This window comes from Litoreibacter halocynthiae, assembly GCF_004365635.1.
In the GTDB taxonomy this organism is placed as follows: Bacteria; Pseudomonadota; Alphaproteobacteria; order Rhodobacterales; family Rhodobacteraceae; genus Litoreibacter; species Litoreibacter halocynthiae.
Genome location: NZ_SOBH01000002.1, coordinates 459,504 through 486,217, shown reverse-complemented (window position 1 = coordinate 486,217; position 26,714 = coordinate 459,504). Strand labels below are relative to the sequence as shown.

Annotated in this window: 28 protein-coding genes; 27 read left to right on the top strand and 1 reads right to left on the bottom strand. The window is 59.3% G+C overall.

The window, feature by feature from the left end; all coding sequences use genetic code 11:
* Positions 1 to 7: 7 nt before the first annotated feature.
* From BDE40_RS09650 to BDE40_RS09600, 11 genes are all read left to right on the top strand, one after another.
* Complete coding sequence (locus tag BDE40_RS09650; RefSeq protein ID WP_134014357.1) at positions 8 to 919, top strand: lipid A-modifier LpxR family protein; 912 nt, start codon at positions 8 to 10, stop codon at positions 917 to 919.
* A gap of 143 nt (positions 920 to 1,062) precedes the next feature.
* Positions 1,063 to 2,118, top strand: a complete 1,056-nt coding sequence (locus BDE40_RS09645; RefSeq protein WP_134014356.1) for a Hint domain-containing protein — start codon at positions 1,063 to 1,065, stop codon at positions 2,116 to 2,118.
* 4 nt (positions 2,119 to 2,122) lie between these two features.
* Positions 2,123 to 2,812: a M50 family metallopeptidase gene (locus BDE40_RS09640; protein WP_134014355.1), complete on the top strand. Its 690-nt coding sequence runs from the start codon at positions 2,123 to 2,125 to the stop codon at positions 2,810 to 2,812.
* Positions 2,813 to 3,634: 822 nt separating this feature from the next.
* The gene (gene rpsD, locus BDE40_RS09635; protein WP_073142972.1) at positions 3,635 to 4,255 is read left to right on the top strand and encodes a 30S ribosomal protein S4; all 621 of its coding nucleotides are present in this window, start codon (positions 3,635 to 3,637) and stop codon (positions 4,253 to 4,255) included.
* A gap of 67 nt (positions 4,256 to 4,322) precedes the next feature.
* Entirely contained in the window at positions 4,323 to 5,738 is a 1,416-nt protein-coding gene (locus tag BDE40_RS09630; protein ID WP_134014354.1) for a homospermidine synthase, read from the top strand.
* Positions 5,739 to 6,114: 376 nt separating this feature from the next.
* A complete protein-coding gene (acs, locus tag BDE40_RS09625; protein WP_134014353.1) occupies positions 6,115 to 8,085 on the top strand; it encodes an acetate--CoA ligase in 1,971 nt (656 codons plus the stop codon).
* A complete protein-coding gene (locus BDE40_RS09620; protein ID WP_134014352.1) occupies positions 8,085 to 8,771 on the top strand; it encodes an adenylate kinase in 687 nt (228 codons plus the stop codon). Before acs ends, BDE40_RS09620 begins: the two co-directional genes overlap by 1 nt.
* A gap of 102 nt (positions 8,772 to 8,873) precedes the next feature.
* Positions 8,874 to 9,872, top strand: coding sequence for a hypothetical protein (locus tag BDE40_RS09615; protein ID WP_134014351.1), 999 nt, complete (start codon positions 8,874 to 8,876; stop codon positions 9,870 to 9,872).
* 74 nt (positions 9,873 to 9,946) lie between these two features.
* Positions 9,947 to 11,176 carry an MFS transporter gene (locus BDE40_RS09610; RefSeq protein WP_134014731.1) on the top strand — a complete coding sequence of 410 codons (1,230 nt, stop codon included), beginning with the start codon at positions 9,947 to 9,949 and terminating at the stop codon, positions 11,174 to 11,176.
* A gap of 66 nt (positions 11,177 to 11,242) precedes the next feature.
* Positions 11,243 to 12,112, top strand: a complete 870-nt coding sequence (locus BDE40_RS09605; RefSeq protein WP_134014350.1) for a 50S ribosomal protein L11 methyltransferase — start codon at positions 11,243 to 11,245, stop codon at positions 12,110 to 12,112.
* Between the two features lie 77 nt (positions 12,113 to 12,189).
* Entirely contained in the window at positions 12,190 to 12,543 is a 354-nt protein-coding gene (locus BDE40_RS09600) for a hypothetical protein (RefSeq protein WP_134014349.1), read from the top strand.
* Positions 12,544 to 12,618: 75 nt separating this feature from the next.
* Here the strand turns inward: BDE40_RS09600 and BDE40_RS09595 are convergent, their stop codons facing one another.
* Positions 12,619 to 12,810, bottom strand: coding sequence for a DUF1127 domain-containing protein (locus BDE40_RS09595; RefSeq protein ID WP_134014348.1), 192 nt, complete (start codon positions 12,808 to 12,810; stop codon positions 12,619 to 12,621).
* 339 nt (positions 12,811 to 13,149) lie between these two features.
* Between BDE40_RS09595 and ruvC the strand changes: the two genes are divergently transcribed.
* The 16 genes from ruvC (at position 13,150) to BDE40_RS09515 (ending at position 26,695) form a co-directional block, all read left to right on the top strand.
* Positions 13,150 to 13,659, top strand: coding sequence for a crossover junction endodeoxyribonuclease RuvC (gene ruvC / locus BDE40_RS09590; protein WP_134014347.1), 510 nt, complete (start codon positions 13,150 to 13,152; stop codon positions 13,657 to 13,659).
* Positions 13,656 to 14,321, top strand: coding sequence for a Holliday junction branch migration protein RuvA (ruvA, locus tag BDE40_RS09585; RefSeq protein WP_134014346.1), 666 nt, complete (start codon positions 13,656 to 13,658; stop codon positions 14,319 to 14,321). Before ruvC ends, ruvA begins: the two co-directional genes overlap by 4 nt.
* Positions 14,322 to 14,373: 52 nt before the next feature.
* On the top strand, positions 14,374 to 15,396 hold the full coding sequence (ruvB, locus tag BDE40_RS09580) for a Holliday junction branch migration DNA helicase RuvB (protein WP_073142670.1): 1,023 nt from the start codon (positions 14,374 to 14,376) through the stop codon (positions 15,394 to 15,396).
* A 4-nt stretch (positions 15,397 to 15,400) separates the two neighbouring features.
* The gene (locus BDE40_RS09575; protein WP_134014345.1) at positions 15,401 to 16,231 is read left to right on the top strand and encodes a hypothetical protein; all 831 of its coding nucleotides are present in this window, start codon (positions 15,401 to 15,403) and stop codon (positions 16,229 to 16,231) included.
* On the top strand, positions 16,228 to 16,869 hold the full coding sequence (locus tag BDE40_RS09570; protein WP_211342420.1) for a hypothetical protein: 642 nt from the start codon (positions 16,228 to 16,230) through the stop codon (positions 16,867 to 16,869). The genes BDE40_RS09575 and BDE40_RS09570 overlap by 4 nt, the downstream gene beginning before the upstream one ends.
* Positions 16,866 to 17,084, top strand: a complete 219-nt coding sequence (locus tag BDE40_RS09565; RefSeq protein WP_134014344.1) for a DUF6500 family protein — start codon at positions 16,866 to 16,868, stop codon at positions 17,082 to 17,084. Before BDE40_RS09570 ends, BDE40_RS09565 begins: the two co-directional genes overlap by 4 nt.
* Position 17,085: 1 nt before the next feature.
* Positions 17,086 to 17,478 (top strand): tol-pal system-associated acyl-CoA thioesterase, encoded by a 393-nt coding sequence (gene ybgC / locus BDE40_RS09560; protein ID WP_134014343.1) that lies wholly within the window; start codon positions 17,086 to 17,088, stop codon positions 17,476 to 17,478.
* Positions 17,479 to 17,589: 111 nt separating this feature from the next.
* Positions 17,590 to 18,285, top strand: coding sequence for a protein TolQ (tolQ, locus tag BDE40_RS09555; protein WP_073142679.1), 696 nt, complete (start codon positions 17,590 to 17,592; stop codon positions 18,283 to 18,285).
* Between the two features lie 3 nt (positions 18,286 to 18,288).
* Positions 18,289 to 18,765 carry a protein TolR gene (gene tolR, locus BDE40_RS09550; protein WP_134014342.1) on the top strand — a complete coding sequence of 159 codons (477 nt, stop codon included), beginning with the start codon at positions 18,289 to 18,291 and terminating at the stop codon, positions 18,763 to 18,765.
* Positions 18,766 to 18,771: 6 nt separating this feature from the next.
* On the top strand, positions 18,772 to 19,911 hold the full coding sequence (locus BDE40_RS09545) for an energy transducer TonB (protein WP_134014341.1): 1,140 nt from the start codon (positions 18,772 to 18,774) through the stop codon (positions 19,909 to 19,911).
* Between the two features lie 84 nt (positions 19,912 to 19,995).
* Positions 19,996 to 21,303, top strand: a complete 1,308-nt coding sequence (gene tolB, locus BDE40_RS09540; protein ID WP_134014340.1) for a Tol-Pal system beta propeller repeat protein TolB — start codon at positions 19,996 to 19,998, stop codon at positions 21,301 to 21,303.
* A gap of 83 nt (positions 21,304 to 21,386) precedes the next feature.
* A complete protein-coding gene (gene pal, locus BDE40_RS09535; RefSeq protein ID WP_134014339.1) occupies positions 21,387 to 21,905 on the top strand; it encodes a peptidoglycan-associated lipoprotein Pal in 519 nt (172 codons plus the stop codon).
* 12 nt (positions 21,906 to 21,917) lie between these two features.
* Positions 21,918 to 22,733 carry a tol-pal system protein YbgF gene (gene ybgF, locus BDE40_RS09530; protein WP_134014338.1) on the top strand — a complete coding sequence of 272 codons (816 nt, stop codon included), beginning with the start codon at positions 21,918 to 21,920 and terminating at the stop codon, positions 22,731 to 22,733.
* Positions 22,730 to 23,953: a tRNA lysidine(34) synthetase TilS gene (gene tilS / locus BDE40_RS09525; protein WP_246030406.1), complete on the top strand. Its 1,224-nt coding sequence runs from the start codon at positions 22,730 to 22,732 to the stop codon at positions 23,951 to 23,953. Before ybgF ends, tilS begins: the two co-directional genes overlap by 4 nt.
* A gap of 89 nt (positions 23,954 to 24,042) precedes the next feature.
* Positions 24,043 to 25,962, top strand: coding sequence for an ATP-dependent zinc metalloprotease FtsH (ftsH, locus tag BDE40_RS09520; protein ID WP_134014337.1), 1,920 nt, complete (start codon positions 24,043 to 24,045; stop codon positions 25,960 to 25,962).
* A 145-nt stretch (positions 25,963 to 26,107) separates the two neighbouring features.
* Complete coding sequence (locus tag BDE40_RS09515) at positions 26,108 to 26,695, top strand: MOSC domain-containing protein (protein ID WP_134014336.1); 588 nt, start codon at positions 26,108 to 26,110, stop codon at positions 26,693 to 26,695.
* The last annotated feature ends 19 nt before the right edge of the window (positions 26,696 to 26,714 follow it).

Below are 26,714 nucleotides of genomic sequence, written 5' to 3'. Positions count from 1 at the left end.
GCCCCCGATGAAATCTCTGCGTACTCTTGTGGCGACTGTGATGCTGCTGGCTGTGGCCGGTGGCGCGTCGGCTGATGGCAACCGCTCTTTGGGGTGGGGAAGCCTTTTCACCAATGACGCCATCGGAGACAACAAGGACCGTTGGCGCAGCGCGTCGTTGGTGGTGTCGCATCTGCGCGGCACGGAATGGTCGGGGCGGCGGCCTGACAGCTTCGGGGCATTGATCGAATACCGGTTCCGCGCCGAAATGATCACCCCTGTCAACGTGGCCGCGCCCAGAGCGTCGGATCGCCTGTATGTGGGCGCGCTGTCTGTCGGGGCGCATACTCATTTCCAAAAAGGTGCCACCGAGATGAGCCTTGGGCTGGATCTGGTATTTGTCGGCCCGCAAACCAAGGTGGATCAGTTGCAGGACGAACTGCACGGGGTATTCGCCTCGTCCGGTGTGAATGTGGACGGGTTTCAGGTTGCCAATGCGGTTTACCCGACCGTGACATTCGAGGCCGGTCGCGTGTTCGCGCTTGGCGGGGCGGGCCGTGTGCGCCCCTTCGTGGAGCTTCAGGCGGGGGCGGAAACGCTGGCGCGGGTGGGTGCGGATGTGACCTTTGGCGGCTTCGGGACTGGGGCCTTGCTGCTGCGCGACAGCACGACGGGGCTGCTTTACACCGGCATTCACGGGGATCGGCCGACGGGCTTGTCTTTCATTATGGGCGGCGATGTCGCGTATGTGGCGGATAGCAAATACCTCGACACTCCAGGGATCGCTGCGAAAGAGTTGCGGGCGCGGTTTCGGACGGGGGTGCATCAGCAGTTCCAGCGCGCGGCATTGTTTTACGGGGCGACCTATCTGAGCGAGGAATACGAGAGCCAGCCCGAGGGGCAGGTTGTCGGCGCGCTGAGTGTGAATATACAATTCTGACAGCTGCGAGGGAGTCCTCTATGCAACAGGTGAGCTACACGTCTTAACGAATTGTTAACGCAAGCCTATCCAGATACGGATTTTCGTGTTACCGCTTAAAAAAAGACGACCAAAAAAATAAAAAACTTGAGCAGGTAACGGACATGAAAACGGGCTTTACAGGCACGTATGTCCTCACGTCAGACCAAATTCAGCTGGACGGAGCCGCAAGTGCTTTGGGACAGCTGCCTCAGACCGGTCAGGTCTGGTCTTGGCACGGGGACGCCGTGCGTCTGGATGGGACGCATTCTCCATTGATCCTAACGGGTGAGATCGGCCGCGAAGATTTGCGCCGCCGTGTCGCGCGCGTCGTGCAGCGCAAGTTCGATTTACCCGAAGGCGGTGATGTTACCGTTGGCGACGACGAGATGTCAGGGCCAGAGGGCTACGTGCTGTCGGATGGCGAGATGCGGTTCACGCTGGTGCCGATACGATCCTCCAAACTGGCAACGATGTTGTGGTGGTGTGTTGATGGCGTGCCGCTTGCGGGGCGCGAGTACCGTGTGACCTCCGCCCCAAGCACACCCGCGGTTCAACGCAGTTCCAGCGATTTTGGCGGTGACGTGATTTGCTTTACCGAAGGCACGCGCATTCGCACGCCTGATGGCGAAGCCCATGTGGAAAATCTGAATGTTGGCGACGTGGTGCAGACCAAAGATGACGGGGCGCAAGAAATTCTGTGGATCGGTTGTCGCCGGATGTCCGGCGCGCGGCTTTATGCGATGCCCGAGTTGCGCCCTGTGCGCCTGCGGGCGGCGGCGCTGGACCTAGATGTGCCGGACGAGGATTTGCTGGTCTCGCCGCATCACCGTATCCTGTTCTCCGGCCCCAATGCGCAAGCCTTGTTCAATCAATCAGAAGTGCTGGTGGCGGCGTCCGACCTGATCAACGACAATTCGGTTTTTGTCGACCACACCGTGAAAGAGGTGACCTATATTCATCTGCTGTTGTCGCGTCATCAGGTTCTGTGGGCCAACGGGGTGGCGACGGAAAGCTACCATCCGGCGAATACCACGCTGAAGACGGTGGATGCCGGGCAACGTGCCGGATTGCTGGACCTGTTCCCCGACTTGAAACGCGACTTGCACAGCTACGGCCCGTTTGCGCGGCGCAATCTTGACCGCTCCGAAGCTGCGATTCTGATGCACGACATGGTGTAGACCCGTGGCCTTTGTGAAAGGCCATTGGCAGTTGCTGGTGCTGGTCGCCATTATATTTGCATTGTGGTCGACACCGGTCATGGTGCCGCTGAAAATCGTCGTGGTGTTGCTGCATGAGCTGTCCCACGGATTGGCCGCGATCCTCACTGGCGGCTCCATCGAGCAAATCACCATTTCCCCGGAACAAGGCGGGCTGGCGCAGTTGCGCGGCGGTTCGCGCTTCTGGTCGTTGACGGCTGGCTATCTGGGGTCGTTGCTGCTTGGCATGGCGCTACTGTTCGCGGCCTTGCGCAGCACGGCGGACCGCGTTGTGGTGGCGGGATTGGGGCTGTTGCTGCTGGTGGTGGCAGCGTTGTATTTGCGCGACCTGTTTGCCTTGCTGTTTTGCATCGGTCTGGCAGTTGTGTTGCTGGCGGTGGCGCGATGGCTGGATCACCGCGCCAATGATCTGGTGCTGCGGGTGATCGGGCTGACCTCGATGATTTATGTGCCGTTCGACATATTCTCCGACACCATCGCGCGGTCGCATTTGCTATCCGACGCGCGAATGATGGCTAACGAGTTCGGCGGGGCAACCGTGCTATGGGGTGGGCTTTGGTTGGTGGTGAGCGTTGTGGCGATCGGGACAAGCCTGCGGTATGGATTGGGCGCGTCGAGCAATATCGTGCTTGGCAGTACGTCCCGCGAGTCTTGATCTTGGCACTGGCCCAAAGCAGAAAAACGAACCTTGGCGTGGATGAGACGAATATGTGGGGGAGACCATCTAACCAGATGCTGCGGGGCGCATGAATGTCGGCTTCGTCGATAAGCAGCGACTTGACGCCTACCCGAGCCAATCCAGAGCGTCACAGCCTCATCTCGGTGGGCGGTCAGACCAGCGCACTATGAGCCAAATTATACCCAAAACACAGGTCACGCCACCAAGAACCTGAAACCCTTGTCGCACAATACCACTGGCAATGCTGCGCCCAATGTTGTGATCAGGCGGTCCGAAGCCTGACATCCACGCGACGAAGAAAATTAGAAAGCCGGTGAAAAAACAAATAAGTGGGGCGGAAAGCTTCATGGGTGCCTCATACGTCAGCGATCCGCGGCAACAAGCTCTAGATGCTGAACCCGATGTTAGTATTGCATAGCGACGCTGTCGATGCACGCTTCCCAAGTGGCTGTTCGTGCCCTCTGCAGCTTGCAACTGGTTTCAGCCCTTGGACGAATGCTGCGCCTCTCCCAAAGAATGCCCGCTTCGTCCTGCATAGCGGATGGTTGGACGAAGGAAACCGGGCGCCCCGTTTTAGCCAGCATCGCGTGTCTGGCCTCGGAAATTACCGAGCCGCGCCGATGGGGTGAGATGCCGTGCTTTTCGGTCTGCTGCAAAAGCCTGTTGACTCTGCCCCGAAGCCGTCTAAAAGCGCCTCTTCATTGGTGTTGGTGGCCCTCGCAAGAGGAACCCTGTCACCCCGGCAAAATCCGGGGGAAGGACAACGCCCTTCTGAAAATGCAAGAAGGAGATCAGCAAGTGACGAAACGTACTGCTGCCAAATACAAAATTGACCGCCGGATGGGCGAAAACATCTGGGGCCGCGCTAAATCCCCAGTTAACCGTCGTGAATATGGCCCCGGCCAGCACGGTCAGCGCCGCAAGGGCAAGCTGTCCGACTTCGGTCTGCAACTGCGTGCCAAGCAGAAGCTGAAAGGCTACTACGGCGACCTGACCGAGAAGCAGTTCAAGCGTACCTACGTTGAAGCTGCCCGCGTTAAAGGCGACACCGGTGAAAACCTGATCGGCCTGCTGGAGCGTCGCCTGGACGCCGTCGTGTACCGCGCCAAGTTTGTGCCGACCGTTTTCGCAGCCCGCCAGTTCGTCAACCATGGCCACGTGACCGTGAACGGCCAGCGTGTGAACATCCCGTCCTACCGTGTGAAGGAAGGCGACGTAATCGAAGTCCGCGAGAAGTCCAAGCAAATGGCGTTGGTGCTCGAAGCGTCGCAACTGCCGGAGCGTGACGTTCCTGACTACATGGAAGTCGACCACTCCAAAATGAAAGCGACCTTCGTGCGCACTCCGGGTCTGGGCGATGTGCCTTACCCCGTCATGATGGAACCGAACCTCGTGATCGAATACTACGCACAGAACTAAGGTTCTTGCGGCATTCAGTTCCAAAGGCCGCCCCTCGGGGCGGTCTTTTTGCTTTGGAGGAAGATAAATGACCCACCCTGTCTACGGTCGTATCGACGGCCCCATCGTGATGATCGGCTTCGGCTCTATCGGCAAAGGTACGTGGCCGCTGATCGAGCGGCATTTCGAGTATGACGCCGACAAGTTCGTGGTGATCGAGCCGAACGCCGACAACCACAACTTCCTCAAACAGCACAACATCCGCTTCGTGCCAGACGCGGTGACCCGTGAGAATTACCGCGACTTGCTGGGGGGCATGCTGGAGCGGGGCCGCGGCTTCGTGGTGAACCTGTCGGTGGACACGTCCTCGCTGGACCTGATGAAGTTCTGCCGCGAGATGGAGGTGCCGTATATCGACACCGTGGTGGAGCCGTGGGACGGCTTCTATTTCGAGACCGAAAGCAACGCGGAGCGGACCAACTATGCCCTGCGCCAGAAAGTGCGCGACGAGAAGGCGGCTAACCCCGGCGGCTCGACGGCGGTGTCGTGCTGCGGGGCTAACCCCGGCATGGTGAGCTGGTTCGTCAAAGAGGCATTGCTGATGCTGGCGCAGGACACCGGCAAGGACGCGACCGCGCCGACCACCCGCGACGGCTGGGGCAAGCTGATGCAATCACTCGGTGTCAAAGGGGTCCATATCGCGGAGCGGGACACCCAAGCCCGCCGCCTGCCGCGCCCCCGCAATGTGTTCGTGAACACATGGTCGGTCGAAGGCTTCATCGCTGAAGGCTTCCAGCCTGCTGAATTGGGCTGGGGCACGCATGAGACGTGGATGCCGGAGAACGCGCATAGCTATGACGTCGGCTGTCAGTCGGCGATCTGGCTGGAGCGTCCGGGTGCGATCACCCGCGTGCATACATGGTGCCCCACGCCGGGTCCGCAATTCGGCTATCTGGTGACCCATAACGAGGCCGTGTCTATCTCGGATTACTACACCGTCGGCGCGGCGGATGCGCCTGAGTACCGCCCGACCTGCCATTATGCCTACCACCCCTGTGACGACGCGGTGCTGTCGCTGCACGAGATGTTCGGCTCCGGCCGCCAACAGGTGGAGCATGAAATCCTTGATGTGGATGAGATCGTCGAGGGGATCGACGAGTTGGGCGTGCTGCTCTACGGCCATGAGAAGAACGCTCTGTGGTTCGGCTCGCGCCTGTCCAACGCGGAAACGCGCAAGCTGGCGCCGTATCAGAACGCGACGGGGATGCAGGTGACTTCGGCCGTGCTGGCGGGGATGGTCTGGGCCTTGGAGAACCCGAATGCGGGGATCGTCGAGACCGACGAGATGGACCATGCGCGGTGTCTGGAGGTTCAACGCCCGTATCTGGGGCCGGTCGAGGGGCATTACACCGACTGGACGCCTTTGCAGGACCGGTGGCAGCATTTCCCCGAGGATATCGACGAGAGTGACCCCTGGCAGTTCCGCAACGTGCTCGCCAGCTGAGAATCGCAGGTTGCCCTATTTGGGCAGCCTTCCTTCCGCTGCGTCATTTTGCGCCAACATGTCGCGCGACTATGGTCTGATAGGGTGCGCGACGTGGTGGAAAACTGCTGAAGGTTGGCTGCTAAAATGGCCTCTGCTGCGTTGCGGCAAGTCAATGGAGTGGCAATAAATTTACTAAATTTACAACTTATCCCCCAAGTTTCGACTGAATAAGGGAAATAAGTTTACAAAATTATCTTTCAATACCCGACGCTTGACGGCAATTTTAAAATGAGCGTGCTATAAGCTCCGGTAAGGGAGCACTATCTACGAGATAGGGTGCGGGGCGGGAGTGCCCTAGCGTCAGGCTCCTTGCTCAGATTTTGCGGAGGACCATATGACGACCCCATCCAATCCAGACACGACCTATGCCCCGGACCCTGCCTTCGCCAAGGCCGCCCATGTGGACGCGGCGGGTTACGAGAAAATGTACGCAGCCTCTGTGGCTGACCCCGACGCCTTCTGGGCAGAGCAGGGCAAGCGGCTGGACTGGATCAAGCCGTTCACCCAAGTGTCGGACGTGGATTTCACCTTGGGTAACGTCCACATCAACTGGTTCGCCGACGGCACTTTGAACGTCGCTGCCAACTGTATCGACCGTCATCTGGCGACCCGTGGCGACCAGACCGCGATTATCTGGGAGCCTGACGATCCCACCAAGGAAGACGCCAAGCACATCACCTATAAGCAGCTGCACAAATCCGTGTGCAAGATGGCCAACGTTCTGGAAACCCTCGGCGTGCGCAAAGGCGACCGCGTTGTCATCTACCTGCCGATGATCCCCGAAGCCGCCTATGCCATGTTGGCCTGTGCGCGCATCGGCGCGATCCATTCCATCGTGTTCGCGGGCTTCTCGCCGGACGCATTGGGTGCGCGGATCAATGGCTGTGACGCCAAGGTCGTGATCACCGCCGACGAGGCCCCGCGCGGTGGCCGCAAAACGGCGCTGAAATCAAACACCGATCAGGCGCTGCTGCACTGCAAGGACAGCGTGAAATGTCTGGTGGTCAAGCGCACTGGCGGGCAGACCACTTGGACTGACCGTGACTACGACTACAACGAGATGGCGATGGAAGCAGACGACACTTGTCGCCCCGCCGAGATGAGCGCCGAAGACCCGCTGTTCATCCTCTACACATCCGGCTCGACTGGCCAGCCCAAAGGTGTGGTCCACACGTCCGGCGGCTATCTGGCCTATGCTGCGATGACCCAAGAAATCGTCTTCGACTACCATGATGGTGACGTGTTCTGGTGTACGGCAGATGTCGGCTGGGTCACGGGCCACAGCTATATCGTCTACGGCCCGCTGGCCAATGGCGCGACGACGATCATGTTCGAGGGCGTGCCGACCTTCCCCGACGCAGGCCGGTTCTGGGATGTGTGCCAGAAGCACAAAGTGAACCAGTTCTATACTGCACCGACCGCGCTGCGCGCGTTGATGGGGCAGGGCAACAGCTTTGTTGAAAAATACGACCTGAGCGATCTGAAAGTGCTGGGCACGGTGGGTGAGCCGATCAATCCAGAGGCGTGGACTTGGTATTACAACGTCGTCGGTAAGGGCAAAGTGCCGATCGTTGACACATGGTGGCAGACCGAAACCGGCGGCCACCTGATGACCCCGCTGCCCGGGGCGACGAACTTGAAACCGGGTTCCGCTCAACAGCCGTTCTTCGGGATCAAACCGCTGGTGCTGGACCCGCAATCGGCTGAGGTGATCGAGGGCAACGACGTTGATGGCGTGTTGGTTATCGCCAACTCGTGGCCAGGCCAGATGCGCACCGTTTGGGGCGATCATGAGCGGTTCGAGAAGACCTATTTCAGCGACTACCCCGGCTACTACTTCACCGGTGACGGCTGTAAGCGCGATGCGGATGGCGATTACTGGATTACGGGGCGCGTGGATGACGTGATCAACGTGTCCGGTCACCGTATGGGGACGGCGGAAGTGGAAAGCGCACTTGTGGCACATGCCCAAGTGGCCGAGTCCGCGGTTGTGGGCTACCCGCATGACATCAAAGGCCAAGGCATCTACGCCTATGTCACCTTGATGAACGGGGTGGAGCCGACCGAAGAGTTGCGCAAGGAGCTGGAGAAATGGGTCCGCACCGAGATTGGCCCGATTGCCAAGCCGGACCTGATCCAATGGTCGCCCGGTCTGCCGAAAACGCGTTCCGGCAAGATCATGCGCCGTATCCTGCGCAAGATTGCCGAGGATGATTTCGGCGCGTTGGGGGATACCTCCACGCTGGCGGAACCTGCGGTGGTCGATGATTTGATTGCCAACCGCATGAATCGGAAGGACGCGTGATGGATGGATCCAACGTTCCCGATGCGGCACCTGTTCTGATCCTGCTCGGGCCTCCGGGCGCGGGTAAGGGGACGCAAGCACGTAAGCTGGAGGAAGGCTTCGGCCTTGTGCAGTTGTCGACGGGTGATTTGCTGCGCGCCGCGGTTGCCGCTGGCACCGAGGCGGGCAAGCAAGCCAAAGCCGTGATGGAATCCGGTGCGCTGGTCAGCGACGAGATCGTGCTGGCGATCCTCAAGGATCGCTTGGCAGAGCCGGACTGCGCCAAGGGTGTGATCCTCGACGGCTTCCCGCGCACAACGGTACAGGCGGAGGCGCTGGATGAACTGCTGAAAGCGTCAGGCCAACGTATCAATGCCGCTATTTCGCTGGATGTGGACGACGCCGAGATGGTCACGCGCATTGCGGGCCGTTTCACCTGTGGCGGGTGTGGCGAAGGCTATCATGACACGTTCAAGGCCCCCGTTGTGGCGGAGACCTGTGACAAATGCGGCTCGACCGAAATGGTACGCCGCGCGGATGACAATGCCGAAACAGTTGCCTCGCGTCTTGAAGCCTATCACGCGCAAACCGCGCCGTTGATTGACTATTATGACGGCAAGGGCGCTTTGGTTCGGGTCGATGCCATGGGCGACATTGGCGCCATCGCGTCAGACCTTGGGGCCATCGTGAGCCGCGTGTCGGCCTAAGCCTTTTCCCGCCTACGGGCGATGAGATTGAAAATGAAGGGCGCGCCTTGTTGCGCCCTTTGCTACGCTTGGAGCATTGTTTTGTCATTTCGAGGTGCTCTGATGTTGAAATTCCTGCCGCTGACCTTGTCCCTTCTGGCCGTTCCTGCCGCAGCGCAAGACGTGGAGGCCTGGTTTGTGGTCATCAACCAAAACGACGGGCGCGTTGTTGATGAAGCCGCTTGGAACGCGGCTGTGGCCCAAGAAGGGCTGGAGGCGAGCACCCGCACGGTGATCGACACGGATTTCTATGCAATCGACCGCACCATCGAGACGGCGAAAACAGAAGGTGGCACGGTGGCGTTCTTTCTTGCGACCAACGTGCCGACGACCGACCCCGCCAAGTTTGATCAGGTCGTGAAAAGTTTTCTCAGCTCGAGCGCGCAACAGCCGCTTTTAGAAGGGTTGGAGGTGCTGCTGGATCAGCCCGAATGCAGATTGATCCGCAAGCCGTTGACGGGCCGAGAATTCATCTACACCGACACGATCGTCACCATGGACAGCCCGCAGTTGCGGCAGGACTGCTATGCGATGTCGATGCGTTACATGATGAACAACCTTGAGCAGTTCGGGCCGCGCACGCCGTTTGACCAGCAAATCGATGAAAACGCGGCGGCACGACAAGACGCGCTGCCACCGATGGCGATAAAATCGCAAGCCTTGGTGAATGAGGCCGCGCGCCAGCCCGGCGGGCCACCCGTGCGCCGCGCTAGCAATGTGTATAAAACAGGCGAGCGGATTTCCTTGCACGCCAACCTGCTGAATGTCGGGCGTTACGATCCCGGAACCTCGAAGGCGCGGTACGAGATCAACATGGATTTGGTCGTGACGCGGCTTGATGAGCCGGGAGTGCAGCGCATGCCGTCGGCATTCGTCTACACAGGGCAAAGCACCCACCGGATTCCGGTGCCGGACGACTATTTCGACAATTTCATCACCGCCGGTTTCGCGTTGCCGGATGCCGGAGAATACCGCATCGAACTGGTGCTGACCGACCTGTCGCGCCCCGGTGTGGAAGGGGCGGCTGTGACCGTCCCCTACGAGGTCAAGGTGGTGGAATAGCGCGCCAATTGCTGCGGATTCTGCTCGCCATTCTGGTGGGACAGGCGTAAGCCTTCGCCATGTTCGGAGACAAGATCAGACGCATGGATTTGGATGAAGCGAAGGCATTGCCCTTCGTGCGCCAGCCTGTGTTCTTGCTGTTTCTCATGGCCTTTGCCATGCCAATTGCCTTTGCGACATGGTCTGCGCTGCTCAACAATTTTGTTATCGAGGTGGCCGGATTCACCGGCGTCGAGATCGGTTGGCTGCACACGGTGCGTGAAATTCCGGGGTTTCTGGCGATCGGGGTGATCTTCCTGATCATCTTCATCCGCGAGCAGGTGCTGGGGTTGATTTCGCTGATCCTTTTGGGTGCTGCCACCGCGATGACATCCTATTTCCCGCAATTTGGCGGCATCTTGATGCTGACGCTGCTGTCCTCCATCGGCTTCCACTATTACGAGACGGTCAACCAGTCGCTGCAACTGCAATGGATCGACAAGGCCAAAGCCCCGCAAACGCTGGGCTGGCTCACGGCGGCGGGGAGCTTCGCCTCGCTGATCGCCTACGGGTTGCTGGTGCTGACGTGGAAGACCTTTGATCTAAGCTATGAGCTGGTCTATCTGGCGTCGGGTGGCATCACGGTGCTGATCGCCGCATTCTGCCTACTTTATTTCCCGCAATTCGAGACGCCGAACCCGCAAAACAAAACCATGGTGCTGCGCAAGCGCTACTGGCTCTATTATGCGCTGCAATTCGTGTCTGGCGCGCGGCGTCAGATTTTCGTGGTGTTTGCAGCCTTCATGATGGTCGAGCGCTTCGGCTTCGAAGTTCATGAAGTGACGGCGCTGTTTTTGATTAACTACGTCGCCAACATGATCTTCGCGCCGCTGATCGGGCGGGCGATTGGTGTTTATGGCGAGCGCCGGATGCTGATCTTCGAATATGTCGGCCTGACGCTTGTGTTCCTTGCCTATGGTGGCATTTACTATTTCGGCTGGGGCGTGGTGCTGGCGGCTGGGCTCTATGTTGTGAACCACCTGTTTTTCTCCATGGCGTTCGCGTTGAAGACCTATTTCCAGAAAATCGCGGACCCTGCCGATATTGCCCCGACTGCTGCCGTCGCATTTACCATTAACCATATCGCCGCCGTTTTCCTGCCGGTGGTGTTGGGGTACATGTGGATCAACTCGCCCGCGTCGGTGTTCATTGCGGCGGCGGGTATGGCGATCACCTCGCTTGTGCTGTCGATGCTGATACCGCGCCACCCTGAGCCGGGCCACGAGACCATCTTTGCCCGCGCCAAGGCGGCCCCGGCGGAGTAATGCGTCGGGGGCTTGCGCCGGGGCGGGCAGCGGCCTAAGCGAACGGCAACATTAAGGAGCCAGCCCATGCCAACTTATACTGCTTTGACCACCCTGATGGGAGAACCCGCCGCACAAGCCTTGGGCGAGGCGCTGGAGGCGCTGGAGCCTGCACCAACGGGTGTTGGTGTTTTCGAGGTCGAGGACGGCTCCGGTCTGTGGGAAGTGGGTGGCTATTTCATGGACCAGCCCAGCGATGTGGAGCTGGCGTTGTTGACGGCACTGCACGGGGCGAAGCCTTTTGTGGTGTCCGAGATCCCCGAGACAGATTGGGTTGCCCATGTGCGCCGCGAACTGGCCCCTGTCGAGGCGGGGCGCTTCTTTGTCTACGGGGCGCATGACGCGGACAAAGTTCCTGCAGACAAGGTGTCACTGTTGATCGAGGCGGCAATGGCCTTCGGGACAGGACATCACGGCACCACGCAAGGCTGCCTGTTGTCGTTGGAAGACTATGTGAGTGAGGGCGGTCACGCCAGAAACGTCATCGACGTGGGGTGTGGCACAGCGGTGCTGGCTATGGCGGCGGCTGCGGTCTGGGGTGATGTGGTGATTGCGTCCGATATTGACCCCGTTGCGGTCGAGGTTGCGGAAGTGAATGCCCAGGCCAATGGCATGGCGGACAAGATTACCTGTCTGGAAGCGATTGGTTTTGGACATGAGGTCATTGCCGAAAAAGCCCCGTTCGATTTGGTTTTTGCGAATATTTTGAAAGGCCCTTTGATTGATCTGGCGCCGGATATGTCGGCGCATTGTGCTAAAGGAGGCACAATTATTCTTTCAGGTTTGTTGATAGAACAGGCCGATGAAGTGCAGGCGGTTTACGAGAAAAACGGTTTCGAACTGTCGCAAAGACGCGACATTGGCGAATGGACTGCGCTCAGAATGTGTAAAAAATAGGATTTTTGTAGGAGTTTTTCTGCAAACCTGTTAGCGAAGATCGCAAATGTGCAATTCATAAGCACTGGGATCAGGTTTTGGCAGACGTTAATAAAGATCGCTTTATCGAGCGACTAAATGCGATTCAGCAGAAAAGCGACCCGAAGAAAAAGGTCGTGCGCAAGGTCAACAAGGATGGCCTTGTGGTCGAGGTGGTCAAGCCGCGTCGCAAAAAACTTCTCCCGATAAAAAGCATGGTTACCATCGCCTTGATCTTTGTGATGTTTAAAGGGTTCGTTCTGGCTCAGCTGGGTGTAGACGAATACGAAAGCCGCATTGATACCCTCAAGAAGGGGCCAAGTGCTCAGGTTTTTGCGGCGTTTCTTCTGGATTCTGATCCTGCAACCGAAGCCATGGCGCGTGGCCTTCGTGTGGTCATGCCCGGTAAATAAAGAACTCAACTTTGAAAACGAAAAAAGCCACCCCGAGGGGCGGCTTTGCGATTTCGATACGGTAAGCCCTGTGGCTTAGACGTTGTAGATGTCGTCGCGGTTCAGGCCAATGTCTTCCAGTTCGCGTGCGGTCAAAGCCGACAGAGCGTTGCGGGTGACACGGCGGTCATTCCATGTTGCAACAGTTGCGAAGAGAGAAGCAAAGAAGCCACGTGCATCGGCGCGGACGCCTTCGTTCAGCGAGCGGGAGGTTTCATATACAGCCATGCGAGTCGTCCTTTTTTGATTGTGCCCAATTGTTGAGCGATATGAGTATCTGAGCCGCATCTAGGGGTCGGACTCGAGTCCCACAAGAATGATTTTTGCATGGCCCCTATGCAGTTTTTGCATATGTCCTAACGTCACCTAAATCCCTAAAAAATATGGCAAAATAAGGCATTTTCGCGTGTCGCAAACAGAGCGCGGGGCGACGATTTTGACCCCAGATACGGCGTTTTCGGGGGAACTGGGTGAAAGTTGGTTAAAACGGCCCTGCACGTATCATCTTGGCAAATGTTCTTGTTTCGTGCTACTTGTGGCGAAAGAACAACAAAAAATGAGCAGGACATGCGCGTCATAGGGATTGACCCGGGGTTGAGAAACCTTGGTTGGGGGGTGATCGATACCAACGGATCGCGGATTACGCATGTTGCAAATGGCACCTGCCATTCCTCGACCGGCACCGAACTTGGGGCGCGACTGTTGAGCTTGCACAGCCAGCTTACCGAAGTGTTCAGGCAGTTTATGCCCGACACGGCTGGGGTAGAGCAGACCTTTGTTAACAAGGATGGCGCGGGGACTCTGAAATTGGGTCAAGCGCGCGGCATCGCGATGTTGGTACCTGCGCAAGCGGGGCTGAGCATTGGCGAATATGCCCCGAACAAGATCAAGAAGACCGTTGTGGGCGTCGGCCATGCCGACAAGCTCCAAGTGGCGCATATGGTGAAGATGCAGCTGCCGGGGGTGGTTTTGACGGGGCCGGATGCGACGGACGCCTTGGCGATTGCCTTGTGCCACGCCTTTCACGCCCGCACCGGCAACACATTAAGCGCAGCATTGGCGAGGGCAGGGGCATGATCGGCAAACTCTCGGGGCGTCTGGATTACCGCGCGACGGATCATGTTTTGATCGACGTCGGCGGGGTCGGCTACATGGTTTACTGCTCGGAGCGCACGATGGCGGTATTGCCGGGACCGGGGGAAGCTGTGTCTCTGTTTACGGAATTGTTGGTGCGTGAGGACCTGCTGCAATTGTTCGGCTTCACCACCTTGATCGAAAAAGAATGGCACCGGATGTTGATGACGGTGCAGGGTGTCGGCGCGAAGGCGTCGATGGCGATCCTGTCGACACTAGGGCCGGATGGCGTGTCGCGTGCGGTAACATTGGGTGACTGGAACGCGATCAAGGCAGCCAAAGGAATCGGCCCCAAAACCGCGCAAAAGGTTGTGTTGGAACTGAAGGACAAAGCGCCGAAGGTCATGGCGATGGGTGGCAGTTTGGCCGCAGCACAAGGCACGGTTGTCGCGGCCCCCGAGAATGATGACGTAAATGATGACGTGATAGAACGTGTTGCCAGTTCCAGCGCATCGTCGCAGGCCGAAGCGTTGTCGGCCCTGATCAACCTCGGCTATGCCCACGGGGACGCGGCAAGTGCGGTGGCGCAAGCCGCCGGAGACGGCGCGGCCGAGACGCCCGCGCTGATCCGTGCTGCGTTGAAACTGCTGGCCCCGAAGGAGTAGTGGGTGAACCTTCCTCTGGAAGAACGCACCGCCCTGCGGCATAGAGATGTATATGAACGAACCTGACCCAACACTGCGCCCGGAGGCGAGACCGGGAGACGCGGACCGCGCGTTGCGGCCTCAAGGCCTTGATGAATTCATCGGGCAGGCCGAGGCGCGGGCGAACCTGCGGGTGTTCATTGAAAGCGCCAAGACACGCGGCGAGGCGATGGACCACACGCTGTTTCACGGCCCGCCCGGTTTGGGGAAAACCACGCTGGCGCAGATCATGGCGCGCGAGTTGGGGGTGAACTTCCGCATGACCTCTGGTCCGGTGCTGGCCAAGGCGGGTGATCTGGCGGCGATCCTGACCAATCTGGAAGCCCGCGACGTGTTGTTCATCGACGAAATTCACCGGCTCAACCCTGTGGTGGAGGAGATCCTGTATCCTGCCTTGGAGGATTTCGAGCTGGATCTGGTGATTGGCGAGGGGCCTGCGGCGCGCACGGTGCGCATCGAGCTGCAACCCTTCACACTGGTGGGGGCCACCACGCGGTTGGGGCTGTTGACGACGCCCTTGCGCGACCGCTTTGGCATCCCGACTCGTTTGCAGTTTTATACCGAGAGCGAGCTGCATGAGATCGTGCGCCGCGGGGCGCGGCTGCTGGGCGTGCCAACGGAAGATGACGGCGCGTTGGAGATCGCACGGCGCGCGCGCGGCACGCCGCGTATTGCAGGGCGGTTGCTGCGTCGGGTCGTGGACTTTGCCGTGGTTGAGGGCGGCGGGAAAATTACGCGGGCGTTGGCGGACAGTGCTTTGACGCGGCTGGGGGTGGATCATCTGGGCCTCGACGGGGCGGACCGGCGCTACTTGCGGCTGGTCGCCGAAAATTACCAAGGCGGACCGGTGGGTATCGAGACCATGTCAGCGGCCCTGTCCGAAAGCCGTGACGCGCTGGAAGAGGTGATCGAGCCTTACCTGCTGCAACAAGGCCTGATCCAGCGCACTCCGCGCGGGCGGATGCTGGCGCAAAAGGCGTGGACCCATCTGGGGCTCGACGCGCCGACGATGCGAAACGACTTGTTTGAAGGCTGACGCTATGCGGTACGTGATTGCTTTTCTCTTCGCGATTTGGAGCAATGCTGCTGCGGCGGACTACCCAGTGGGTGGTTTTGATCAGGCGCAGACCCGCTTCGGGCTGTTGCAGGTTGTGGGGCCTCGGGGTTTTCAGCGGGTAATGTTCAACGGCTCTGATCTTGGGATCGAGAACCACTCCTATTCCATTGATGGTGTCTGGGCTGTGCAGGGCGGCGGACAGGACTGGGCGGTGTTGTCTTCAATCCATGGTGGCAACATGTGCGGGGGTGGCGCGCAGGTCGCCATTATGCTGACGGCAGGTGCTGCGGTGCGCACGGATGAATTCGGGGTTTGCCGAGGCAGGCCAATTGACGTTCGGGTTACGCCCGACGCTTTGGAGCTCGATATCTCCGACCCCGCACCACGGGTGGCGCATCAAACCTTCCGCTTTGACGGGGCGCAGCTGAGCCAAGTGGCGGTGGCAGAGGCGACCGCGCCCGCGGCTGGAGCGGGACAGGCCGTGACGCGCTGGCTGGGACAGCATCCACAACACCTGACGCAAGACCCAAGTGAGCAGGCCCGGTTTGCCCGTGTGCTGACGCCACAAAATATGGACGAGCTGAACCGCAGGATGTCCGGTCCGGGTGACACGAAGCAGGAGGGTGGCTGGGTCGTCGGCCGCGCCTGCCAGGCGCATATGTGCAATAGCGCTTCTGCAGCTTGGGCGTTGCGGATCATTGACGGCGCCCCCTTTGCGATCTTCTATGATCGTGGCGGTCCTATTGTCTTTGCGGGTGACCAGCAATTTGCAGACCCCGTTATCGCGTCGCTATTGAGATGGAGGATGCCATGATGCACGAGACCTCGCCCGAGGTGTTGACCAAGCTGTTCACCCGCGCGGACGGAACCTACCAGTTTGCCCGTTGGGGGCGGCCTATTGCGCCGGTCGCCTTCGGTGTGGAGGACAGCGCGGTGTCAATCTTGAAGGGTGCCATCGAGGCCGTGTGCCGATTGGCCAAACACGAGATGGCGGAGACGGACCCCGAACTGGGCTCCAACTTCATGGTGTTCTTCGTGCGCGATTGGCAGGAGCTGGCAGATACACCCAATCTGGACCGCCTGATCCCCGAGTTGGGGCCGTTGGTCGGGCGTTTGAAGAGCGCGGACGCCAATCAATACCGGTTATTCCGCTTTGACGAGGCCGGTGGGATCAAAGCCTGCTTTGTGTTTCTGCGGATGGATGCGGCATTGTCGGAGCTGCCAGCGGATACCTTATGTTTGGGCCAAGCGGTGCAGTCGATGCTGCTGTGGTCGGACGCGGCTTTTGCCACAAGCTCGCCCTTGGCACTGACACGCGACAACGTGGCTATCCTGAAACCGGACGTCGCGAATGTGATACGTGCGGCTTACGATCCGGTGATGCCTGTGGCAGCGGATGATGCGTCTCACGCATTACGCATGGCAGCGCGCGTCGGGGCGTTGCTTACATGAGGCCGGAGCTGCGCCGTAAGGCCATTGCCATTTGCACGGATAAAATTGCCAAGAAGGGGGAGGGTGTCGGGCTGTCATTCTACGCCTTCTTCGCCAACAAGAACGACACGCCCGACATGCTGATGGAGGCCGCCCGCTGGTGGATCGAAACTCACCAGCTTGACCACTTTGAGAAAGCCGTGAAAATTCGCGATATGATTGAGGCGGGAGATTAACGTGCCACATAGCTTTTCCCTGCGTGTCTACTACGAGGATACGGACCTCGCGGGGATCGTTTACTACGCCAATTACCTGAAGTTCATCGAGCGTGCGCGCAGCGAATGGGTGCGCGAGATTGGCGTGGATCAAGTGGCGCTAAAAGCCGAGCAAGGGATCGTTTTTGCCGTGCGGCGGGTCGAGGCGGACTATCTGTCTCCTGCGAAATTTGACGATGTGGTTAGCGTGACAACGGATGTTCAGGACATCTCGGCGGCGCGGATCACGCTCACGCAAGATGTCAGCCGGGGTGACGAGACGCTGTTCAAATCCGTGGTGACGCTTGTTTGCTTGGGCGCAGATGGCCGTCCGCAGCGCCTTCCGGCGGATATTCGCCAATTGATGCAACGGTAACGGGAATTTTTATGCCCTTGTTGCGTGGAATGTAGCAATGCGGTTCCGTTGCGGCTATTCTACCACCAATCAAGCCGCACAAAGCGGTAATAAACAAGGCGAGCGGGTTTTATGGAAGCTGAGGCAATCGGCCTAGCCAGCGACGTGGACTTTTCAGTCACGGCGCTTTTCTGGCGGGCAACACCAACTGTTAAAATAGTCATGCTGATGCTGATCGGGGCCTCGTTCTGGGGCTGGGCGATCATCGTTCAGAAATTCATCAACTACCGCGCGGCCCGCCGCGAGGCCGAAGAGTTCGACCGCCTGTTCTGGTCGGGCGAGCCGCTGGACGAGCTGTTCGACAAGGTGGGCGCTGATCCGGACGGGGCGGCGCAGAAGATTTTTGCCGCTGGCATGAGCGAATGGCGACGCTCGCACCGCGACGACGGCCAACTGATCGCGGGGGCCACCGCGCGGATTGACCGCTCGATGGATGTGGCGATTTCCAAACAGGAAGAGAAGCTGAACTACGGTCTGGGCTTCTTGGCGACAACGGGCGCGACAGCCCCGTTCATCGGGTTGTTCGGCACGGTTTGGGGCATCAAGCACGCCTTCGAGCAAATCGCGATCTCGCAAAGCACCAATTTGGCGGTTGTGGCCCCCGGAATTGCAGAGGCGCTGGTCGCCACGGCACTGGGTCTGGTTGCCGCTATTCCCGCCGTGATTTTCTACAACAAGCTGAGTGCCGACTCGGACCGCATCATGTCGGGCTACGAGGCGTTTGCCGACGAGTTTACCACCATCCTGTCACGTCAACTGGACGCTTGAGCCATGGGTGCAAGTGTTCAACAAGGCGCGTCTTCGGGCGGGCGTCGGGGCAAGCGGCGTAAGGGCGGCTCCAAGCCGATGTCGGAGATCAACGTCACGCCGTTTGTGGACGTGATGCTGGTTTTGCTGATCATCTTCATGGTGGCGGCCCCGTTGTTGACGGTCGGGGTGCCGGTGGAGTTGCCGAAAACTGCGGCGTCGGCGTTACCGACCGAGCAGGAAGAGCCGCTGACCATCACGGTTGAAGCGGACGGGCAGTTGTCGATCCAGAATACCCCGATTGAGGATGAGGCGCTGATTGGCCGCCTGCGCGCCATTGCTGCCGAGCGGAATGACGACAAGGTGTTCCTGCGGGCCGATGGCTCGATCCCTTACGAGCGGGTCGTGCAGGTGATGGGGGCGCTCAACAAGGGTGGCTTTTCCAACATTGGTTTGGTGACGGATACCGGTGGTCCCTCTCTTGACGGGCAGGGCGGGTAGGCGCGCATGCGCATCTCCCCAAATACCGGCACATATGTTTCCGGCGCAGGCCACGCGGCCTTCATCCTCTACCTAATTGTAGGGGGGCTTTTCGTCGCGCGGGACACGGATTTCGAAGTGAAGGTCAGCAACGTCTCGATTATCTCGGGCGAAGAATTTGCGTCCATGCAGGCCCAATCCCCCGGCGAAGGGGAATTGCCACCCGCGCCGGAAGTGCCTGCTGACGTAGACCAACCGGCTCCCGCCGTTGAGCCGGAGACACCAAGCGCGCCGCCGCCGACCCCGCGTCCGGTGGAAGAGGTCGCACCTGAGCCCGAGCCTGTGATCCCCGAACCTGCGGAAGCTGTCGAGGCTCCCGTGGTTCCAGAGCAACCAGAAGCGCCGGATGTGGATGGCGATCCGGGCGATACCCTGATCGTGCCCGATGCCGTGCCGGTTCCGCGCCCTGCGGAGCGGATTGCCGAGGAGGTGGTCGAGCAGCCCGATCCAGAGGTGGCCGTAGGCGAAACGGACCAAGCGGCGACTGCGCCAGCGGCTGAGCCGACCCCCGTGGAAGAGGCCCAGGAAGAGACCGCCCGCGAAGAGGCCACGACCGAGATCGTGACCGAAGCGGACGAGCCGTCAACCTCTGCGCCGACCAAATCGACGCGGCCCGGCCGCAAGCCAAAGCCGCCTGCTCGCCCTGCGCCACAAGTGGCCGAAACACCGACCGAAACCCCCAGCGAAGCACCGAGCCTTGCAGATAGCATTGCGAACGCGGTGGCGGAGGCGAACACGTCGACCGCCGTGGCGGACAACGCCAACCCCGGTGGCGGCACGTCGTCCCCGATCACGCGGTCTGAAAAAGGCGCTTTCATTCTGGGTATTCAGAAATGCTGGAATGTCGGCGCGTTGGGCACCGATGCCTTGGCGGTTTCCGTGGTTGTGGGCTTCCAGATGGAGCAAAATGCAAAACCGATTGTGGGCTCGATCCGGATGATCTCGTCCACGGGTGGCAGCGGTGTCGCGGTGGAGAAAGCCTATGAGGCTGCACGCCGTGCAATTATCCGTTGCGGGGCAAGCGGGTACAACCTTCCCCTCGACAAATATGACCAATGGCGTGAAGTGGAAGTAAGCTTCAACGCGACGAAGAAAGAAATCAGATGACCAAAATGGCGCAAATATGCCGAAGTGCAGCCAAGCAGGGCGAGAACGTCTTGCATTGTACCGTCTGCGTGAAAGGATAAGACCATGATGAAGATGCTTCTCACCTGTCTTGCGTTTGTGATGGCGGTCTCTGCCGTGCAGGCCGAACCTTTGCGCATAGAGCTGGACAGCCCCAATATCGAGCCGTTGCCATTTGCAGCACCTGCGTTCATTGCCGAGTCTGCGGGAGCGGACCAATATGCCCGCGACTTGGCGGCGGTTGTGTCGTCGGACTTGCAAGGCTCCGGCCTGTTCCGCGCGATCAGCCAAGATGCGTTCATCAGCCAGATCACCAGCTTTGACAGCCCCGTCCAATACGCGGACTGGAAGGCGATCAACGCACAAGCGCTGATCACCGGCGCTGTGACGACAACGGGCGACGGGCAGATCGTCGTGAAGTTCCGCCTGTTCGACGTGTTCTCCGAGGACCAGATGGGCGAGGGGCTACAATTTGTCGGCTCCACCAATGGATGGCGTCGCATGGCGCACAAGGTGGCGGACGCCGTGTATTCGCGGATCACCGGCGAGGGCGGCTATTTTGACAGCCGCGTCGTGTATGTGTCTGAAACCGGCCCGAAGAATGCCCGCCTGAAACGTCTTGGCATCATGGATTATGACGGGGCGAACCAGCAATTCCTGACCGATGCACAGGCGATTGTTTTGGCACCACGTTTTTCGCCCAATGGCGATCGGGTGATCTACACCTCCTACGAGAGTGGTTTTCCGAAGATTTACGTATTGGATGTGGCCTCGGTCGGGCGTCGTGTGCTGCAAGACCAGCCGGGCACGATGAGCTTTGCGCCGCGTTTCGCGCCTAACGGGCAGGATGTCGTGTTCTCGCTGACCACAGGGTCCAACACGGATATCTACAAGCTGAATCTGGATAGCGGGCAGCGCACGCAGCTAACCACCAGCCCCGCGATCGAGACTGCACCCAGCTATTCGCCGGACGGCACGCAGATCGTGTTCGAAAGCGACCGCTCCGGCACCCAGCAGCTTTATGTGATGAGCGCCGGTGGTGGCGAGGCGACACGCATTTCCTTCGGGCAGGGCCGCTATGGCACGCCCGTTTGGTCACCGCGTGGCGACCTGATCGCGTTCACCAAGCAAAACCGTGGCCGTTTCCACATCGGCGTGATGCGTACGGATGGATCGGGTGAGCGGTTGCTGACGGCTTCGTTTCTGGACGAAGGTCCGACATGGTCGCCGAATGGTCGTGTGATCATGTTCACCCGTGAAACGGCTGGCTCTGGCGGGTCGTCAACGCTGTATTCGGTGGATATTTCGGGGCGCAACCTGAAGGCCGTACAAGCGCAGGCGTCGGACCCAAGTTGGTCACCGCTGCTGAAATAAACCGTGAGATTCCCTTTGCGCCGCGCACATGCTAAGTTCGGCGCAATCGAGCAACATATAATGACCCATAAGGATCAAACCCCATGAAGACGTTTACCAAGGTTGTAGTGCTGACCACCACGCTGGCGCTGGCCGCTTGCGCCAAAAGCCCGTTTGACCGCAGCGGCAATGGCGCCGGTGCAGGTGCTGGGGGTCTAGATAACGGCGGAATTTCCAGCTCCGCTCTGGATGCGAACAGCCCGGCCTATTTCAACCAGACTATCGGTGACAAAGTGTTGTTTGCCGTGGACCAGTCCACGATCAACGATACCGCTCGCACCACGCTGAGCCAACAGGCCAACTGGCTGAACAACAACACGACCTACACCGCGATCATTGAAGGCCACGCCGACGAGCAGGGCACACGCGAGTATAACCTTGCACTGGGCGCCCGCCGCGCCGCGGCCGCCCGTGACTACCTTGTGGCGAACGGCGTTGCGGACAACCGTCTGCGCACGGTAACCTTCGGCAAGGAGCGCCCGCTTGCGGTCTGTTCAACAGAAGAATGTTATGCGAAGAACCGCCGTGCGGTGACCGTGATCTCCGCAGGGGTTGGCAGCTGATAGGCTAAGATTATGCGCAAGTTTCTGATGTGTTTGAGTTTCGCTCTGAGTGTGGGGCCGCTGGCCGCGCAGGACTCGAGCCTTGCGGATATTCGCGCGGAGTTGGGGCAGTTGAATGCTGCGCTGGTTCAACTGCGCTCTGAGGTGTCGAGCGGCAATACCGGTGGTTTGACGATCACCGGTGACACATTGCAACGTATCGACATTATCGAGGCGTCCTTGGCAAAGCTGACCTCCAAGGCCGAGGATCTGGAGAACCGGATCAACCGTGTGGTAACCGACGGCACCAACCGCGTGGGCGATCTGGAATTCCGTCTGTGCGAGTTGGAAGAGGGCTGCGACCTTGGCGCGCTTGGGGAAACCCCGACTTTGGGTGGTGACACCGGAACTGCCCCAGTTGCAGTCGCGCCATCCACCTCACCCGATACGGGCGGGGCAGAACTGGCCATATCCGAGAAAGCCGACTTCGAGCGGGCGCAGGAGGCGCTCGCAGCCGGTGACTTTCGCAGCGCCGCGGAGCAGTTTGCGGCCTTTAATGAATCCTACCCGGGGGGGCCTCTAGCCTCCGACGCCTATTTCCTGCGTGGCCAAGCGTTGGCGCAATCGGGCGACTGGAACAACGCAGCGCGCTCCTATTTGGAAAGTTTCTCCGGCTCGCCTGATGCCCCGCGTGCGCCCGAGGCATTGTTCCGTTTGGGCCTTGCCTTGTACGAGCTGGGTCAAGCGGAAGAGGCCTGCCTGATGTTGCAAGAAGTGGGCGTGCGCTATCCCGGATCGGATCAGGTGCTTCCGGCGAATTCGTCGATGCGCAATCTTGGCTGCCAGTGACCGCCACAGCGCTTCCTGAAGACTTCCTTACCTCATTAATGCCGGACAGCGTTCTGGGCGTTGCTGTCTCTGGCGGCGGCGACAGTATGGCGTTGCTGCATTTGCTGCTACAGGCCCGCGTGCCGGTTCAGGTCGCCACCGTGAACCACAATCTTCGCGATGAAGCCGGAGCAGAGGCACAGGCCGTCGCCGCGTTTTGTGCGACCTCTGGTGTTAAGCACCATGTGTTGCACTGGCATTGGGACGGCACGGGCAACCTACAAGATCAGGCGCGACGGGGTCGCTACCGGTTGCTATCGGAATGGGCCACCGAGGCCGGTCTGGACAGCGTGGCGCTAGGGCATACTGCCGACGACAACATCGAGACATTTCTGATGGGCCTGTCGCGGGGGGCGGGCTTGGACGGGTTGTCCGGAATGCAGCCTTCGTTTTTGCGCAAAGGCATCGCGTTTCATCGCCCTTTACTTCACGCTCGCCGGTCGGAGTTGCGCGAAATCTTGCAAGGCGCGGGCATCAGCTGGTTTGATGATCCGAGCAATGACGACCCCGGCTACCAGCGCATTCAGGTGCGTCAGAGTATGAGCGCACTGGCAGCCGCAGGTGTTTCGGCCCAGCAAATCGAGATGTCCCTAAGCAACCTGCAAGCGACCCGCCGCGATTTGAATGCTGAACTTGCCGCCGAGGTGGAAGGCCATGTCCGGCTGGATCGGGGCGATCTGTGTTTTGACCTTCACTGGCTGGAGGCAAAGTCATCTGAGTCGCAGCGCAGATTGCTGAATTCGGCATTGCAATTCGTCGCGGGGCAGGATTATCCGCCGCGTGGCGCGAAAATGATGCGGGTACTGGCGGATTTGCGCCAGAAAACCGTGCTGCATGGCTGCGTGATCACATCCGACGATGCAGGGCTTCGGGTCGGGCGGGAATTCAACGCGGTTTCGGCGCTTCGTGTACCTTCGACCGAGGTTTGGGACCAGCGATGGAGCGTGGCCGGTCCGCATAGCAAAACCACTGAAATTCGGGCCTTGGGAGAGGCGGGATTGGCACAATGTGCGGTCAATTGGCGCGATACCGGATTGCCTCGCGCTTCGGTGCTTGCCTCGCCGTCGGTGTGGGAGGGTGACCGGTTACTGGCGGCCCCTTTGGCCGGTTGGGCCAACAATTGGAGCCTGACGCTGCGACAACATGACTGTGAGTACCTCGAGTTCGTTTTATCGCATTGAACATGCGCCACTTATCCCTATTTTAACACCAACGGCTGTAAGTGGCGTAAGTGTCTGCGTCAAAGCCGAGCTGATTTAGGAGAACTCTCTTGGGCAACGCGAGAAACATCGCTTTTTGGGTCGTACTGTTTTTATTGATCCTCGCTCTTTTCAACCTGTTCAACGGTGGGCAGAGCGCCGCAGATTCCCGCATGATTTCCTATTCGGAATTCATTTCGCGAGTTGAGTCCGGCGATGTGAGCCAAGTAACCTTGGATGGCGAGAACATCATCATCCAAGCGGGCAATGAACGCTTTGCTACGATTAAGCCTGAAGGCGTTGATGTGACCCCTGTTCTGCTTGAGAACAAGGTCGCTGTTGAGGCCAAGCGTCAGGAACAAAACGGTATTCTGGCTTATGTCGGCACACTGCTGCCTTTCCTTGTGATCATCGGTATCTGGATTTTCTTCATGAACCGGATGCAGGGTGGCGGCAAAGGCGGGGCCATGGGCTTCGGCAAATCGAAGGCCAAACTGCTGACCGAAAAGCAAGGCCGCGTGACTTTTGACGACGTGGCAGGCATCGACGAGGCGAAGGATGATCTGGAAGAGATCGTCGAGTTCTTGCGCAACCCGCAGAAGTTCTCGCGCCTTGGCGGCAAGATCCCGAAAGGAGCTTTGCTGGTTGGCCCTCCCGGGACTGGTAAAACGCTTCTGGCGCGTGCTGTTGCAGGCGAAGCCGGCGTACCGTTTTTCACCATTTCGGGCTCCGACTTCGTGGAAATGTTCGTCGGTGTGGGCGCTTCACGCGTTCGTGATATGTTCGAGCAGGCGAAAAAGAACGCACCCTGCATCGTGTTTATTGACGAGATTGACGCTGTTGGTCGCTCCCGCGGGGCTGGCTATGGCGGCGGCAATGACGAGCGCGAACAGACATTGAACCAGCTGTTGGTCGAGATGGACGGTTTTGAGGCCAATGAAGGCATCATCATCGTTGCCGCAACCAACCGTCCTGACGTTCTGGACCCTGCATTGCTGCGCCCTGGTCGTTTCGACCGTCAGGTTCAGGTGCCGAATCCGGATATCAAAGGTCGCGAGAAAATCCTGCGCGTGCATGCGCGCAAGGTGCCGCTTGGCCCTGATGTTGATCTGCGCATCATTGCGCGCGGCTCGCCTGGGTTTTCGGGTGCCGATCTGGCGAACCTTGTCAACGAATCCGCGCTCATGGCGGCCCGTATCGGGCGTCGCTTTGTGACAATGGAAGATTTCGAGAATGCCAAGGACAAGGTCATGATGGGGGCGGAGCGCCGCTCGATGGTCATGACCGAGGACGAGAAAATGCTGACGGCCTACCACGAGGCCGGGCACGCGATTGTGGGGCTCAACGTTCCGCAGCATGACCCGATCCACAAGGCGACAATCATCCCGCGCGGACGTGCTTTGGGTCTGGTGATGAGCCTGCCGGAACGGGATCAGCTATCGGTTTCCAAAACCAAGTATACGTCGAAAATCGCCATGGCTATGGGCGGCAAGGTTGCGGAAGAGCTGAAGTTCGGGCCTGAGAACGTTACCTCCGGTGCGACCTCGGATATCCAGCAAGTGTCGAAAATCGCGCGCGCGATGGTCACGCAATTCGGGTTCTCTGAAGAGCTGGGCCATGTCGACTACGCAAACGAGCAGCAATCCCATTTGGGCCCTTATGGTGGTGGCACGAGCCATTCGCAGGAAACCCAGAAGATCATTGACCAGAAGGTAAAAGAACTGGTCGACGAAGGGTATCAGACCGCCAAACGCATTCTGACGGAAAAGAAGGAAGAATGGGAACGGTTGGCGCAGGGGCTGCTGGAGTATGAAACTCTTACCGGATCCGAAATCGCCAAAGTGGTTGCAGGTCAGCCGCTGAACCGTGGTGATGACGAAGAAGATGATACGCCAAGCAGCGGTACAACCTCCGTTGCGGCGATCCCGAAGACGCGGAAACCCAAGACGCCAAAATCTGATGGCGGCATGGAGCCGGAACCTTCTTCGTAAGGCTTGATCACTCCCACAAGACAAATGAACGCCCTGCCAATTGGTGGGGCGTTTTCTTGTGATGCAGGATGTCACAGAGTTTGACTGGACGCCCTTTGTCCCGTCGCCCATTGTCGCCGGACAATTCTGATTGGAGACCGACTGCATGCCTGCTTTGAAAAAAACTGAACACACTGGCACCATCATCTGGTTGGGGCGCGTGGAAAGCAGGGCGAATGCTTTGCGGTCCAGCCCGCTGGCTGAAGTCGAAGCCCGGTTCGAAGGCATTGACGGCGAGGATCACGGCGATCTGACCCGCCCGTCTTGCAGCCGCGTCTCGTCGCAATATCCCAAGGGGACACCAATCAAGAACACGCGGCAGCTTTGTATCGTGTCGGCGGAAGAAATGGCGGCTGTCGCATCAGAGATCGGGGTGGCGCAGTTCAACCCGGAATGGTGCGGCGCGAACATCGTGATCGAAGGCATTTCGGATTTCACCCACATCCCACCATCCTCGCGACTGCAAACGCAAGATGGCACCACGCTGACTGTGGACATGGAAAACCGCCCATGCCATTTGCCCAGCCCCGTTATCGACGAAGATGCGCCGGGCCACGGGCGCGCGTTCAAAGCAGCAGCAAAAGACCGCCGCGGGGTGACGGCTTGGGTCGAGCGGGAAGGCCTACTGCGCGTGGGCGATACCGTGAGCTTGCACATCCCCGACCAAAGAGCGTGGAGCCCGAGCGACGCTTGACAGCAATCAGACCGCGCTG